Consider the following 16,193-nt stretch of genomic DNA (forward strand, 5'->3'; position numbering starts at 1 on the left):
CATTACTAATAAATGATATAATTAATAAGTTGCAAACCTAAGTAAAATCTTAGGGAATAAAAAAGCCTATAACAAGTATAGGCTTTAAGTGATTAAATAGAAATTACATCCATTTTTTAATTTTTTCTAGCAATTCTGCTCTAATAATAGGTTTGGTAACATAATCTACAGCTCCTAATTTTAAGGCTCTGTCTTTTTCTTCTGCTCTAACAAAAGCAGATTGTACTATAATTTTAGCATCAGGATGGTCGCTTAAAATTTCTTGCATAGCATCAAAACCATTCATAATAGGCATTCTAATATCCATTAAGACTACATTAATAATATCTTTTTGTTTATTGTAGGTTTCAACAGCTTCAGCACCATTTTCTGCAAAAATGATATTAATATCTATGTTTTTAAATACTTGTTGAAAAAATATTCGAATCAGCTTTTCATCTTCAGCAATTAAAATTGTTTTTCCTTTTAATAACTCATCAGTGCTAAGATTAGTATTTTCATTTTGAACAGGTTTGTGCTCCCCTTTAGAAACTCTGGTAGATCTTTTTAAAGGTATGGTTACTAAAAAGTCTGTTCCTACACCTAAACTAGATTCAAAAGAAATATCTCCTCCTAATAAATCTATAATACCTCTACAAATAGTAAGTCCTAAGCCGGTACCTCCGTACTTTGCACTTTCGTGATAGTTTACTTGTTTAAAACGTTCAAAAATTTCTTTTGTTTTGTGCTTTGGAATTCCAATACCTTGGTCTTTTACAAAAATTGAAATAATATCACCTACAACATCAAAACCAAATGTAATGGTTCCTTCTTCTGAAAATTTAAGAGAGTTGTTTAATAAATTGGTTACAACTTGTCTAACTCTTAACTTATCTGTAATTATTTCTAAATCTTTATATTCTTCTGGAATAATTAATTTAAAGTTGATGTTGCTTTTGTCTTTGCTTTGTTTTATTTGGTTAAACGTTTGATAAAGTTCTGTTAAGATGGTTGGTAAATGACAAACACCTTCAATTATTTTTAATTCACCAGATTCAATTTTAGCAATATCAATAATATCATCAACTAAATTTAAAAGTTGTTTAGAGTTGTTGTCTATTATTTTTAAAAAGTTTGTTTTGTCTTTTTCGCTTAAATCTTTTTCTTTTAATAATTCTGAAAAACCAATAACAGCATTCATAGGAGTTCTTATTTCGTGACTCATATTTGCTACAAAATGATTTTTTTGTGAATTGGCATTTTCTGCTACTTTTTTAGCACTTGTTAATTCCTCTTCAATATTTTTTCTGTCTGTAACATCTTGTGCAGCTCCTCTAAGTCTTACAATTTTACCGTTCTCATCTTTTATAGCTTCACCCAATACCCACATCCAACCATTAGTACCATCTCCTTTAATAGTACGCAACTCTAGTTCATAAGGAATTCCTGTTTCTATGGTTTTGTTTAAAGAGGTAGAAAGTATTTCCCAACTTTCTTTGGTAAATAGTTTTTGGTGTTCTGGGTAAGGTGGTACAGGTTTGTCTGGGTCAAAACCATACATTTTGTATAGTTCTGTACTCCATAACACCTCATTTGTTTTTAAATCTAAAGACCAACTACCTACACGAGTAATTTCTTGAACTTTTTGTAGTTCTTCTTTACTTCGTTTTAAGGCATCTTCTTTGTGTTTAATTTCGGTGATATCAGCAAAAGTTGCTGCAAATTCTCCTTTTTTAGGAGAGAATACGTGTACATAATAATATCTGTTTAAGTCCATAGAGTAGTTCTCTATAAATTGTTCTTCTCCAGTTATGGCAGTATGTCCGTATACTTCAATCCAATTTGCAGGGTCTTCTTTAATACCAGGTAGTATTTCAGTAATTTTTTTCCCTACTACATCTTCTGTTTTTAGTCTTGTTTGTTTTTCAAAAGCAGGGTTTACTTCTAAGTAAATCCAATCTATAGGTTTTCCGTTGTTGTCTAAAACAATTTTAGCGTGTGCAAATCCTTCGTTTAAGTTTTGAAACAAGCTTTTGTATCTACCTTCTATAGCGTTTAACTGTTCTTCTGTTTTTCTTAGCTGATTGATATCTACAAAAGTAATTACAACACCTTCTATTTTTTTATCGATGGTAATAAATGGCAGAATACGTTTTAAAAATACGTTTCCATCATTGTCTGTTATTTCTTTTTCAAAAACAATTAATTTTTCTAAAACTTCTCTAGAGTTTTTTATGATAGACTCTTTTGTTTCGTAATCAAAATTAGAAGCAAAACTTGCTATAGGTCTTCCTATATCTGAATCTTGTAAGTTAAAGTGATTTTTAAGTGCCGGTGTAAACTTTCTTATAAGCAGATTGGTATCTAAAAACAACGTACCTATATTGGTGCTGTTCATAAAATTGTTTACATCATTATTAAGAAGCTTTAATTCTTTGTTTTTTTCTTGAAATTCAGAATTTACGGTGTATAATTCTTCGTTAACAGATTGTAGCTCTTCATTAGTACTTTGCAGTTCTTCGTTAGAAGACATTAGCTCTTCATTAGAAGATTGTAACTCTTCGTTACTAGTTTCTAATTCTTCAACTACATTTTGAAGCTCTGTTTGTGTTGCTTTTAATTCGTTTTCTAACTCTTCGTAATGTTGTTTAGGAAGGTCTTCATAAGAAAAGTTATTTATAACAGTAGTATCTTCTTCAGGTATAGTTTCTTTACTAAACTCTAAAACGTAAACATCATTAAGTGTTGGTTGGTTTTTAGGTTTGTGTATAGTTAAATCAAAAGTATAAATGTGATCATCTTTTTTATTAACTATGTTTGTAATGGTAATGTCTTTACCTTCTTTTTCAACTTTTAAAACATTAGTTCTAATAATGGCAGCAAGGTCTATTTTTACAATTTTCAATAAATTGTTATGAAAGACTCCTTCGTTGTGAATAAGTCTTTGTCCTGCATTTCCTGTAATAAATAATATATTAAAGCCTTTGTCTATAAAAATAGCATCAGGACTATATCTTTTGCTTAAAAACCTAAGGTATACTAACTCTGGGGTTTCTCTTGTTGAATAGGTATTTGTTAAATTCACTCTTCTAAGTGGGTTACTTGTGTAGGATACTGAATTGGAATCATCAATAGGTCTAGACATAGAAGGTTTAAATTTACCTTCTATAATATTTTGAAATATTTTCCATTTTACATCTATAACTTTATAACAATCAGATATTTTCCCTAAGGATTCGCTGCTTCCTAAAAATAAATAACCGTTTTTATTTAAAGCGAACTGAAAATCGTTCATGATTTTTTCTTGCGCTTTGTTATCTATGTAAATTAATAAGTTTCTACAAGTTATTAGGTCTGTTTTAATAAATGGAGGATCGCTAAGAATGTTATGATTAGAAAAAACAATTCTATCTCTAATATTTTTTACAATAGCTATTCTGTCTCCTGTTTTAACAAAATATTTATCAAAATAAACTTTGTCAATTTCGTGAACAGTATTAATACTGTATTCTCCTGCACTTGCAATAGAAATGGATTTATTGTCTATGTCTGTTGCAAAAATTTTAAAACTTAATTCAAGTTTATGTTTTGTAATATATTCATCAAATAAAATAGCAATAGAATAAACTTCTTCACCTGTAGAGCAACCAGCGGTCCATATTTTTATAGTTTCGGATGTTTTTTTAGCATTACAAATAGCAGGTATTATGTTAGATTTCATAATATCAAAAGCTTCTGTATCTCTAAAAAAACGAGTGACTCCAATTAAGAAACTTTGTTTCAAAGCTGTTTTTTCATCGTCATTTTTTCTTAAGAATTTTAAATACTCAAAAATTTCATTAATGTTATTAATGTGCATTCTTTTTTCAATCCTTCTAACAATGGTTGAGTTTTTATATTTTTTAAAATCCACGTTAGAGTGTTTGTAAACTTCATCTAAAATGGCTAATAGGAGGCTTTTGTTAGTTTTTGAAAACAATTTTTCTTCTATAGAATTTAAAGGATCGTTAGTAGGAATGGTGCTTATAAGTTCTGCTATTCCTGCAGGATCTAATATAAAATCAACCAACTTAGTGTCTATGGCAGATTTAGGCATTCCGTTAAATTGACAAGAGTTTGGTTCTTGCGCAATAACCAAACCGCTCTGTTCACTAATAACTTTAATACCTCTAGAGCCATCGGAACCTGTTCCTGATAAAACGATTCCAATAGATTTAGATTTGTATGCTTGTCCTAGGCTTTCGAAAAAAAGATCTACAGGTAAGTTAAGAATTGGAGTTTTATCTACTAAATGTAGTTCCCCATCTTTAACTTGCAAATTACAGCTTCGTTGATTTAAGTAAATACAATTGGGTTGTATTTTTTGATTTTCATCGGAAGTGTAAATGGGCATTTTAGTGTGTTTGGCTAAAAGCTCCGGCATTAAACTTACAAAGTTGGGAGAAAGGTGTTGAATAATTATAAAGGCCATCCCTGTATCATCGGGAATTTTATCAAATAATTGTTGAATAGCATCAAGCCCACCAGCAGATGCACCTATACCAACCACATAAAAATCTTTAGTATTCTTTTCCATATTAGCGCAAATATTTTTTTGTAAACAACTAAGTCTATAGCTTTACTAATATAGGATTTTTATATTTTTTTTTAAAGAAATAAAAAGCCTTTTACAATAGTAAAAGGTTTTTTATTATTTCTAGAGTAAAGCAATTCCCATTCCTAATAAAATGGCTATAAATTTGGGATAGCTAAACTTATGATTCTCTGAGCTTTCAAACAAAATAACAGTAGAAATATGTAAGAAGATACCAATAATAATGGCGGTAATATAGTTTTGATAATGTTGGAAAAAATGAATTTGTGAAGCCAAAAGGCTTCCTAAAGGACTCATTAAGGCAAAAGCGGTCATAAAAAAAGCGACTTTGCGTAAGTCATATTCATGTTTAATAAAAAAAGAGGTTAGTACAATTCCTACAGGTATCTTATGTATAACAATAGCCCATAAAAAAGACTGGTTATTATCGTAACCTAAAGGGATTCCTTCGGAAAATGCGTGTAAACATAAACTAGCAAATAATAACCAAGGAAATTGTTTTTTACTATCGTGTATATGTACGTGTCCGTGTTCTGCACCTTTGGAAAAAGATTCTAAGACTAATTGAATTAAAATTCCTAACAGAATAAAAGCTCCAATTAGTTTTGAATTTACGGTTTCGGAAGCACCATGTTGATGTTCTGAATCTAACATTCCAAACGTTTCGGGTAACAAATGACTAATAGTCATAGATAGTAAATAGGCTCCACTAAAAGAAAGTAGTAGTTGAATAAACTTTTTTTTAGGTTGACTAATGCTTACAAAAAGTACACTTATTAAAACGGAACTTATTAAGTATATATAGATCATTTGCTTAAAATCAGGATAAGTCTGTCAGAAGTTTCACTATCAAACTCCGATAAATTATAGTCGCCAAATATATGGTTAATTTTTAAATTTGCGTGGGTACAATAGCTTTTGAATTTTTCTAAATCGATGGCTTTTACTCTTTCCTGAAAATGATATTCTTTACCCTGATCTGATAAGTCAATATCTTTTGTAATAAAGCCATTGGTTACATGTCTTTTAATTTTAAAATCTAAATTGTCTCTAGTTACAGTTTCGCTTTTAACAAGGTTTTTAATCACTTTGTTTACATTCATATAATCAATAACAGCTACTCCGTTTGTAGCAATCATATTTTCAATGTTTTTTAAAACTTTAATATCATCATTGTCATCATCAAAATAACCAAAACTGGTAAACATATTAAAAATAGCATCTACCTTAATGTTAAAAGGTTTACGCATGTCTTGAACCATAAATTTTAAGTTGCTGTTTCCAAACTGATTTGCATATTCTATACTGTTTTCAGATAAATCGGCACCAATAACTGTGTATCCTAAAGAATTTAAAAAAATAGAATGTCTTCCTTTTCCACAAGCCAAATCTAGAATTGTGTTTTCTATAGGAAGTTTTAAAAAGGTAACTAAGTTTTTAATAAATTTTTGAGCCTCCGCATTGTCTCTGTTTTTGTATAAAGTGTGGTAATACGTAGTGTTAAACCATTCACTAAACCAAGTTTTTGTGTCTTCCATGTGCTTTTGTTTCTAGGTTGCCAAATTTAGTTAATTTATTCTTTAGTAGTTTTATTCAAAAGACATTACAAAGAATTACTTTTGTAGAAAATTAAAAAGTTTATGAGTAGTAATTTTAAAATGGTAGCCACCACCTTACAAGGTTTAGAAGAAGTGTTGTCTAACGAATTAAAAGAGTTAGGAGCACAAGATGTTAAAGTAGGTGTTAGAATGGTGGAGTTTGTTGGAGACGAGGGGTTTATGTATAAAGCAAATTTATATCTTAGAACTGCTATTAGAATTTTAAAGCCTATTATTAAATTTAAAATTAGAAACGAAGACGAACTTTATAAGAATTTATTAAAGATTCGTTGGGAAAAATATTTGTCAGTTTCTGGGACTTTTGCTACTAAAGGAACTAATCAATTTAGCGGATTAACAAACAATACACATTATTTAGCGCTAAAAACCAAAGATGCAATTGCAGATTATTTTATGGCTAGATACGAATCTAGACCTAATGTAGATATAAAACATCCAGATTTAAAAGTAAATGTACACGTAGACAGAAATGGTGTTGCTACTGTTTCTTTAGATAGTTCTGGAGATTCTTTACACAAAAGAGGATATAGATTAAATACAAATTTAGCACCTATAAACGAAGTTTTAGCAGCTGGGTTGGTGTTGTTGTCTGGATACAAAGGAGATCAAAATTTTATAGATCCTATGTGTGGTTCTGCAACTATTTTAATAGAAGCAGCTATGATTGCTTGTAACATTCCTGCAAACATTAACAGAAAAGAATTTGCTTTTGAAAAATGGAAAGATTTTAACGAAGAACTTTTCTTTGTGATTCAGGATTCATTAGTGAAAAAAATTAGAGATCCTCAGTTTAAAATTATGGGCTTTGATAAAGCTCCATCTGCGGTTAGAAAAGCAAATGAAAATATTGCCAATGCAAATTTAGAGGAATTTATAGGAGTACATCACGTAAACTTTTTTAACTCAAGCAAAGAAGTACACGGACCTACCACTATTTTGTTTAACCCACCTTATGGTGAAAGGTTACAGTTAGATGATATTGAAGGGTTTTACAAGAGTATTGGAGATACCTTAAAGCATCATTATCACAACTCATCTGCTTGGTTTATTACTTCTGATTTTGAAGCTTTAAAACACGTGGGATTAAAGACGAGCAGAAGAATAGCTATTAAGAACAGTGATTTAGATTGTAAATTTGTAAAATATGAAATTTACGAAGGGAGTAAAAAAGCCAAAAAGAATGATTATTAAATAAAATTATTTCCTCATAAAAAAAAGAGCTTTCAATTTTATTGAAAGCTCTTTTTTTTAATCTATAGTATCGTATTCTATAAGATAAAGGTGTTCGTCTTTTTTCTTATAATGATATTTTTCTCTAGCGTAATTATTTAAATTTTCTTGAACAGAAAGTTCATCCATAATACTTCTGTTTTTCTGAATTTCTTGCTGATAAAATTCAATAGTATTTTCTAGTTTTTTAATTTCTGTATTATATTCTAATTGATATAAGTAGGAGTTGGCATCAAAAAAGAGCATCCATATAACAAACACTAGAATAACAATAGGTGTTAGTATCTTTTTGTTTTTAAGAAGGTTTAACTTCATTGTTAAATAGGTTTTTTCTTGGTAAAAATATTTTTAATATGTTGTCTTAAGGTTATTTTATCATCGGAATGATAACCGTAAGAACCGTATCCATAACCATATCCGTAACCATAACCATATCTGTAACCGTATTTAGAAGATTGTGCAAAATCATTTAATACAAAAGCTATGTTTACTACTTCGTAATTAGTGTATTTCTGATCAATCATTTTCATCATTCCTTTTTTTGTGTATCCTTGTCGGGTTACATAAATATTGGCATCAGAAAATTGCATTAAATCTAAAGCATCAGAAACCAATCCAATAGGAGGAGTATCAATAATAACATAATCATATAACATTTTAAGATCTGCAAACAATTCTTTAGTAGCATCACTTAAAATTAATTCTGATGGATTTGGAGGAATAGTACCTGTTAAAATAATATCCAAACCAGGAACTCCTGTAGGTTGAATTACTTTTTCTAAACTAAGATTTCCAATAATGTAATCTACCAATCCAATATCGTTATTCTCTAAATTAAAGTCTTTGTGAATTTTAGGTTTTCTTAAATCAAAACCTAATAAAATAGTTTTTTTACCACTTAAGGCATAAGAACTAGCAATGTTCATAGAGGTAACCGTTTTACCTTCTCCACCAATAGAAGAGGTACATAAAATGGTTTTATTGTCTTTACGTACGTTTTCTTTGTGAAATAAATAAGGAATGTTAGATCTAATAGCTCTATAAGATTCTGCAACAGATGAGTTTGGAGCATCTAATAAAACTAAGTTTGATTTACTTTTGTTTTTACCAATAACACCCAAAACAGGAATTCTATATAGTTTTTCTAACTGTTCTACAGTATAAACGCTATCATCTAAAGCTTCTATAATTGTTATAAAAATAAGAGGTAAAATAACCGCTAATAACACCGCTACAACATAGTTAAAAGAAGATTTGTTAGCCAAAGGACCTTGTCCAATATCTTTGGCATTGTCTATTACTTTTATGCTTGATGAATTGGCAGCAATTGCTGCACCAGCATCGTAACTTTTTTGTTTTAATATGTTATAATTTCCTTCGGATAAAGCATAATCTTTTTCCAATTGAAGTAATTGATGTTCTTTAAGAGGTAAATCTTTAATAGAGTATTTAATTTCTGTAATATGTCTTTCTATTTTTTTAGACTTTTCTGTATTAAAAACAATTAAAGAGTTAATTCTACTTTTTATATTTCCTTTAGATAGTTGAATTTTATTATTTAATTCTATAAAATCAGGGTGTGAAGGGTAAATGTGGTTGCTTAACAACTTCTCTTTTAACATTAATTGATTGATCAATTCTGTTAATTCTGTTTGTAAACCTACATTTTGAATTTCCGCAAGAGGAATGTTTTTAATATCTAAATCATTACTAAGCGTATTGTTTTTAAAACGCAATAACAATTCTGTATTGTCTTTAATTTCTTTTAGTTGATTTTCGTAATCTAAAATTTCATCGTAGGCTCTTGTTCCTTCGCTTGAAAGTTTTACGGAGTTGTCTGTTTTAAATTTAATTAATTGCTCTTCAATATCGTTTAGTTTATTTGTTTCTATCACAAATAAAGAGTCAATAAAGTTTTTAGTATTAACAGCGTAGGTAATTTTTTCTTTCTTTTCTTCTTCCCCTAAAACTTCAACAGTTTTGTTAATATAATCAATCAATCGTTTTTTGTTTCCACCTTGCATACTTAGGTTTAAAAGCGATGTACCTGTTACAGCTGTACTAATATTTATAGATCTGTAACGGCCAACAGTACCATTAAAAGAACTAAAACTAACGTAGTAAGTTTTGTTTAGAACGGGATTGTTTACTAAGTGTAAGTCAAACTCACAAAAAGGAGTTTTAATACTTTTTGTAATGTCAAACGTTTTTTGATAGCGATTGCTTTTAAGATTTACTCCTGCAGCCGTATGTGTAAAATAATTATAAGTAGAAATAGCAGTTCTTTCTTCTCCTAAGTCTAAGGTTAATTGAATGGTGTTAGGTGTGGTAAAAACAATTTCAATTTTATCATTTTGAATTTGATAACTCTCTTTGTTGTTTAGGTTAATAACAAAAGGGGTGTATCCGTAAACATCTTTAAATCTTTTTTTAAACAGTATTTCTTCTTTTTCTAAATAGTTAATGTAGAACTGAAGTTTTTCCACAACCTTTTCATTGTGAGTTCTAGATTTAAATTCAGCCTTTACAGATTCAACCATATCACTTGCACCTCCCCAGTTAAAAGAAATGTTTGTGTTAGAAGAAAACATAGGATTAGACTTCTCGTTAATGGTAATTTGAGTACCAATACTGTAGTTATTGGTATTCATCATATTTTTGTACTTGGCAAATGCTAAAGAAATAACAATTGATAAAACAAAAAGTTTCCAATAACTAACTACTTTAAGTAGGTATCCTTTTAAGTCTATAGAACCAAATTCTGAAGTAATGCTTTTTAGGTTTTTAGAATCCATGTATTACTATAAAGAGTTAATAAATAAAATGGTGGTAATAGCAACGGTAAAGGTTGATAATACGGTGTTAAACACACTTAAACCGGTAGTTCCAATTCCCACAGGTTTTTGACGAATGGGCTTTATATTAATAATATCGTTGTTTTTTAATAAGAATACATCAGAGTTTAAGCTTTCAATATTAGTCAAATCAATAATATGTTTTTTAACTCCATTTTCTTCTTGTCTAATCACCTCTATGTTTGTTCTATTTCCATATTCTGTAATGTCACCAGAACTAGCAATGGCATCAATAATAGTCGCTTCGTAAGACTGTAGAGTATTGGTTCCTGGTGCTCCAATTTCTCCAACAATGGTATATTTAATTCCGGCATTTTTTACTGTTACAAAATATGTATCTGTATTCTGAAGGTATTTTGCTAATTCATTCTCAATTTTAGTTCTAATTTCGTTTAACGTAAACCCAAGAACATTCATTTCTCCAATATAAGGTAATCTAATGTTTCCGTGTATGTCTATTCTATAACCACTAAAATAAGGATTTATGTTGGATGCGTTTCCTTGGCTAGAATTACTACTTCCTAATGAATTAAAAAAATCGGTTAACTCCTTATCTTTAGAACTAACGGTAATTAAAAGAATGTCGTTAATTTGAGTTTTAAAAGTTTTATGAGGAAAATCGTATTTTTTTTCTAACAAACTACCCTGTAGGTAAGTTGTTCGTTTATTACTAACGCAAGAAGTGAATAAAATCAATGTAATAAAGGCGATAACAATATTTTTCATAGAGTAAGAAATGTCTTTAATAACAAATATAAAATTATAAATTAGAGATTCTAACTTTAATTTGCTTTACTTTTACAGTCGTTTTTAGGAAATACTATGGTAAACGATTACATTAAATTTATAATAAATTCTTCAAATGAGCACGGTGTTCACTCACCCTTTGTGTATAAGTTAGTTACAGAATGTTTTTATAAAAAATCTCCTAGTACTATACAAGCAAAAATACGTAGCTATAAAGAAAAATTAAAGGCAAATAAAAATTTTATAAATGTTACAGATTTAGGTTCGGGCTCCAGAGTCTTTAAAAGTAATCGTAGAAAAATAAGTGCTATTGCTAAAAACGCAAGTATTTCTACAAAACACGCTTTGTTATTAAATAGGATAGTTGCTTATTTAAAATGTGAAGAAATTTTAGAGTTAGGTACTTCTTTAGGAACGGGAACTTTTTCTTTAGTAATAAACAATCCAAAGGCAAAAATAACTTCTATAGAAGGTTGTCCAGAAACCTTAAAAATTGCCCAAAATGCACTAAAAGAATATCAATCGCAATTAAATTTAATTCAAGGAGATTTTAAAAAGGTGTTACCCGATGTTTTAAAAACAAAATACGATTTAATTTATTTTGATGGAAATCATCAGAAAGAAGCAACACTAACCTATTTTAAAAAGTGTTTACAAGCCAAACACAACGATACTGTTTTTATTTTTGATGATATTTATTGGTCACAAGGAATGAAAGAAGCTTGGCAAGAAATTAAAGAACATCCAGAAGTAAAAGTTACGGTAGATATTTTTCAGTGGGGATTGGTATTTTTTAGAAGAGAGCAAGTAAAAGAACATTTTAAAATTAGATACTAAATATGAAGATTTATACAAAAACAGGAGACAAAGGAGAAACTTCTTTGTTTGGAGGAAAAAGAGTTTCTAAATCTCATATTAGAATTGATGCTTATGGAACTGTAGATGAGCTAAATTCTTACTTAGGTTTAATTAGAGATCAAGACATCAATCAACAACACAAAGATTTTATTATTAAAATTCAGAACGAATTATTTGTAATAGGAGCTTTTTTAGCAACACCCCAAGAAAGTGAAACGCTAAAAAACGGAAAAAGTAGGTTGGGATTCGCAGCTTTTGGCGATCAAGAAATACAAGAATTGGAAAAACAGATAGATTTATTAGATAATACGTTGCCACAAATGACACATTTTGTGTTACCAGGCGGACATATCTCGGTGTCACATTGTCACGTGGCAAGAACTATTTGTAGAAGAGCAGAAAGAATTAGTGTCTTGTTAAATGAGCATGAGCCTGTCAATACAGCGGTTATTTCTTATTTAAATAGACTTTCTGATTACTTATTTGTGTTGGCACGAATGTTGTCAAATCAATTACAAGCGGATGAAATTAAGTGGATTCCGAACAAATAAAAATAAGTTCTTTAAAAGACTAAAAAAAACTTGACTTTTTTAATAAAAAAATTATTTTTGCAATAATTATAATTTGAAAAAAAATGTATTGGACTTTAGAATTAGCTAATTATTTAGCAGATGCACCTTGGCCAGCTTCAAAAGATGAATTAATTGATTTTGCAATTAGAACTGGAGCACCACTAGAAGTTGTAGAGAATTTGCAAAGTTTAGAAGATGAAGGAGAAATCTACGATGATATCGTAGAAATTTGGCCTGATTATCCGACTGAAGAGGATTATCTTTGGAACGAAGAAGAATATTAAATTACAGCAGAATTAAATAAAGAAAAGTCTCATTAGAGGCTTTTTTTTTATTTAAATTTGAGACATAAACAATAAAATAAAATGGGGATATTAGACTCAGTAATGAAAGTTTTTGTTGGAGATAAACAACAAAAAGATTTAAAATTACTACAACCTATAGTAGCCGAAGTAAGAGCTTACGAAGCGGCTTTACAAAAATTATCAATAGACGAATTAAGAGCAAAAACTGTAGAGTTTAAAAGCTTAATTAATACAGCAACAAAATCTATTGAAGATGAAATTACAGCTTTAGAAACCAAAGCAAAAGAAGCTAATGTTGATGATAAAGAGGCTATTTACAATCAAATAGATGCTTTACAAGATCAAGCTTATGAAGCTTCGGAAAAAGTATTAAAAGACATTCAAGCAGAAGCTTTTGCTGTAATTAAAGAAACCGCTAAAAGGTTTACCGAAAATACACAAATAGAAGTAACTGCAACTACTTATGATAGAGAACTATCTGCTAATAAAGAATACGTTCAGTTAGTTGGAGAAGACAAAGCTGTTTGGCAAAACTCTTGGGATGCATCGGGTACACAAGTAACTTGGAACATGATTCATTATGATGTTCAGTTAATTGGTGGTTCTGTATTACATCAAGGTAAAATTGCAGAAATGATGACTGGGGAAGGAAAAACCTTAGTAGCAACCTTACCAATTTACTTAAATGCATTAGCAGGAAAAGGAGTACACGTAGTTACCGTAAACGATTACTTAGCAAAACGTGATAGTGCTTGGATGGCACCAATTTTTCAATTCCACGGATTAACAATTGATTGTATAGATAATTACCAAGCAAACTCACCAGAAAGAAGAGCGGCTTACAATGCAGATATTACGTATGGAACTAACAATGAGTTTGGTTTTGATTATTTACGTGATAACATGGCTAGTACACAAGAAGACTTGGTACAACGCAAACCAAACTACGCTATTGTAGATGAGGTGGATTCTGTGTTAATTGATGATGCTCGTACCCCTTTAATTATTTCAGGACAAGTTCAGGATGGAGATAGACATGAATTTAACGAACTAAAACCTAAGGTTTCTGATATTGTTAAATTACAAAGTCAATATTTGGTAAGTGTTTTGGCCAATGCTAAAAAATTAATCAAAGAAGGAGACACCAAAGAAGGAGCATTCCAATTGTTAAGAGTATACAGAGGTTTGCCTAAAAACAAAGCTTTAATTAAGTTTTTATCGCAAGAAGGGATTAAGCAGTTATTACAAAAAACTGAAAATCACTACATGCAAGATAATAACAAAGAAATGTACAAGGTTGACGAAGAATTGTACTTTGTTATTGAAGAGAAAAATAACTCTATTGAGTTAACAGAAAAAGGAATTGCAGCCTTATCTGGAGAACAACAAGAAGACTTTTTTGTGTTGCCAGATATTGGGGTTAAAATTGGTCAAATAGAAGCTTCTGAAATTTCTGACGAAGAAAAAATTGAACAAAAAGAAGAATTATACAGAGACTTTAGTATTAAGAGTGAAAGAATTCACACATTAAACCAATTGCTAAAAGCCTACACTTTGTTTGAAAAAGATGTAGAGTATGTAGTAATGGATAACAAAGTAAAAATTGTTGATGAACAAACGGGACGTATCATGGATGGTCGTCGTTATTCTGATGGTTTACATCAAGCAATTGAAGCTAAAGAAGATGTGAAAATTGAAGCAGCTTCTCAAACTTATGCAACGGTAACTTTACAAAACTATTTTAGAATGTATCGTAAACTATCTGGTATGACAGGTACAGCGATTACAGAAGCAGGAGAGTTTTGGCAAATTTACGAATTGGATGTAGTAGTAGTTCCTACAAACAAACCAATTGCTAGAGAAGATAAAGAAGACTTAATCTATAAAACAGCTAGAGAAAAGTACAATGCTGTTATTGATGATGTGGTAAAATTAGTAGAAGCAGGAAGACCTGTTTTGGTAGGTACCACATCGGTAGAAATTTCTGAATTATTAGGTAGAATGTTATCTATCAGAAAAATTAAGCACAACGTATTAAACGCAAAATTGCATAAAAAAGAAGCAGATGTTGTTGCAGAAGCTGGTAAACCAGGAATTGTAACTATTGCAACAAACATGGCAGGTCGTGGTACCGATATTAAATTGTCTGATGAAGTAAAAGCAGCAGGTGGTTTAGCAATTATTGGTACAGAACGTCACGATTCTCGTCGTGTAGACCGTCAGTTACGTGGTCGTGCTGGTCGTCAGGGAGATGTGGGGTCTTCTCAATTCTACGTGTCTTTAGAAGATAACTTAATGCGTTTGTTTGGTTCTGATAGAATTGCCAAAATGATGGATAGAATGGGATTAGAAGAAGGTGAAGTGATTCAGCATTCTATGATTACAAAATCTATTGAAAGAGCTCAGAAAAAAGTAGAAGAAAACAACTTTGGTATTCGTAAGCGTTTGTTAGAGTATGATGATATTATGAATTCTCAACGTGAGGTAGTTTACAAACGTAGACGTCATGCTTTAGATGGAAAGCGTTTACAGGTAGATATTTCTAACATGATTTATGATGCATGTGCATCTATTGTTGATAATAACAAAGCCATTAACGATTATAAAAACTTTGAGTTTGAATTAATTGTTAGTACATCTATGAGTTCTCCTTTTACCGAAGAAGAATTTAATAGCACATTGCCTCAAGAATTATCTGATAAATTATACGAGGTAGTGATGAAGCACTATCAAGATAAAATGGCTAGAAATGCAGGATCTGCTTTCCCAATTATCAAAAATGTATATGAAACAGAAGGAGATAAATACGAACGTATTGTAGTTCCTTTTAGTGATGGAGTAAAATCATTAAGAGTAGTTACCGATTTAAAAAAATCATACGAAACGCAAGGAGCAGAGTTAATTTCTGATTTTGAAAAAAACATCACCTTAGCAATTATTGATGAAGAGTGGAAAGATCATTTACGTAAAATGGATGATTTAAAGCAATCGGTACAAAATGCCTCTTACGAGCAAAAAGATCCTTTATTAATTTATAAGTTTGAAGCTTATGAGTTGTTTAAAAAGATGTTGGAGAAAGTAAATAAAGAAGTATTGTCTTTCTTGTTTAAAGGAGAGTTACCAGAAAGTAATCAAGAAATTTCTGAAGCAAAAGAGCAAAAAGCACAACAAAATGTTCAGACATCTAAACAAGAGGTGTTAAATTCATCAGAAGCAGCAAACAGACAAGCTGTTCAGAATTCACAAACACAACAGCCTGTACAAGAAACTATTGTTAGAGAGCAACCAAAAATTGGTAGAAACGACAAAGTGGTTATTCAGAATATACAAACAGGAGAAAAAAAAGAAACCAAGTTTAAGCAAGCTATTCCGTTGTTAGAAACAGGAAAGTGGGTGTTAACTGGATTGGCTTAAGAGATAGCTAACATATTTTA

At 30.1% G+C, this 16,193-nt stretch carries 11 protein-coding genes; 5 read left to right on the top strand and 6 right to left on the bottom strand.

The window, feature by feature from the left end:
* Nucleotides 1-103 precede the first annotated feature (103 nt).
* The 3 genes from GGR97_RS10500 to GGR97_RS10510 form a co-directional block, all read right to left on the bottom strand.
* Complete coding sequence (locus tag GGR97_RS10500; RefSeq protein WP_167898476.1) at nt 104-4,555, bottom strand: CheR family methyltransferase; 4,452 nt, start codon at nt 4,553-4,555, stop codon at nt 104-106.
* A gap of 120 nt (nt 4,556-4,675) precedes the next feature.
* The gene (locus GGR97_RS10505) at nt 4,676-5,383 is read right to left on the bottom strand and encodes a ZIP family metal transporter (RefSeq protein ID WP_167898477.1); all 708 of its coding nucleotides are present in this window, start codon (nt 5,381-5,383) and stop codon (nt 4,676-4,678) included.
* Nucleotides 5,380-6,111 (bottom strand): class I SAM-dependent methyltransferase, encoded by a 732-nt coding sequence (locus tag GGR97_RS10510; RefSeq protein ID WP_167898478.1) that lies wholly within the window; start codon nt 6,109-6,111, stop codon nt 5,380-5,382. Before GGR97_RS10510 ends, GGR97_RS10505 begins: the two co-directional genes overlap by 4 nt.
* A 102-nt stretch (nt 6,112-6,213) precedes the next feature.
* On the opposite strand from GGR97_RS10510, the gene GGR97_RS10515 reads away from it, so the two are divergent.
* Nucleotides 6,214-7,383 carry a THUMP domain-containing class I SAM-dependent RNA methyltransferase gene (locus GGR97_RS10515; protein WP_167898479.1) on the top strand — a complete coding sequence of 390 codons (1,170 nt, stop codon included), beginning with the start codon at nt 6,214-6,216 and terminating at the stop codon, nt 7,381-7,383.
* Nucleotides 7,384-7,440: 57 nt separating this feature from the next.
* Here GGR97_RS10515 and GGR97_RS10520 read toward each other — a convergent pair whose 3' ends face one another.
* The 3 genes from GGR97_RS10520 to GGR97_RS10530 are packed head-to-tail and all read right to left on the bottom strand — an operon-like array spanning nt 7,441 to nt 11,003.
* The gene (locus GGR97_RS10520; protein WP_167898480.1) at nt 7,441-7,737 is read right to left on the bottom strand and encodes an FtsB family cell division protein; all 297 of its coding nucleotides are present in this window, start codon (nt 7,735-7,737) and stop codon (nt 7,441-7,443) included.
* A gap of 2 nt (nt 7,738-7,739) precedes the next feature.
* A complete protein-coding gene (locus GGR97_RS10525) occupies nt 7,740-10,217 on the bottom strand; it encodes an exopolysaccharide transport family protein (RefSeq protein ID WP_167898481.1) in 2,478 nt (825 codons plus the stop codon).
* Between the two features lie 6 nt (nt 10,218-10,223).
* Nucleotides 10,224-11,003: a polysaccharide biosynthesis/export family protein gene (locus GGR97_RS10530; RefSeq protein ID WP_167898482.1), complete on the bottom strand. Its 780-nt coding sequence runs from the start codon at nt 11,001-11,003 to the stop codon at nt 10,224-10,226.
* 96 nt (nt 11,004-11,099) lie between these two features.
* Here GGR97_RS10530 and GGR97_RS10535 point away from each other — a divergent pair, with 96 nt between their 5' ends.
* The 4 genes from GGR97_RS10535 (at nt 11,100) to secA (ending at nt 16,173) form a co-directional block, all read left to right on the top strand.
* Nucleotides 11,100-11,861 carry an O-methyltransferase gene (locus GGR97_RS10535; protein WP_167898483.1) on the top strand — a complete coding sequence of 254 codons (762 nt, stop codon included), beginning with the start codon at nt 11,100-11,102 and terminating at the stop codon, nt 11,859-11,861.
* A 2-nt stretch (nt 11,862-11,863) separates the two neighbouring features.
* Nucleotides 11,864-12,433: a cob(I)yrinic acid a,c-diamide adenosyltransferase gene (locus GGR97_RS10540; RefSeq protein ID WP_167898484.1), complete on the top strand. Its 570-nt coding sequence runs from the start codon at nt 11,864-11,866 to the stop codon at nt 12,431-12,433.
* An 83-nt stretch (nt 12,434-12,516) separates the two neighbouring features.
* A complete protein-coding gene (locus GGR97_RS10545) occupies nt 12,517-12,738 on the top strand; it encodes a DUF2795 domain-containing protein (RefSeq protein ID WP_068825177.1) in 222 nt (73 codons plus the stop codon).
* Between the two features lie 81 nt (nt 12,739-12,819).
* Nucleotides 12,820-16,173 (top strand): preprotein translocase subunit SecA, encoded by a 3,354-nt coding sequence (gene secA, locus GGR97_RS10550; protein ID WP_167898485.1) that lies wholly within the window; start codon nt 12,820-12,822, stop codon nt 16,171-16,173.
* Nucleotides 16,174-16,193: the final 20 nt, after the last annotated feature.

It is taken from the genome of Wenyingzhuangia aestuarii, from assembly GCF_011927765.1.
Taxonomy (GTDB): Bacteria; Bacteroidota; Bacteroidia; order Flavobacteriales; family Flavobacteriaceae; genus Wenyingzhuangia; species Wenyingzhuangia aestuarii.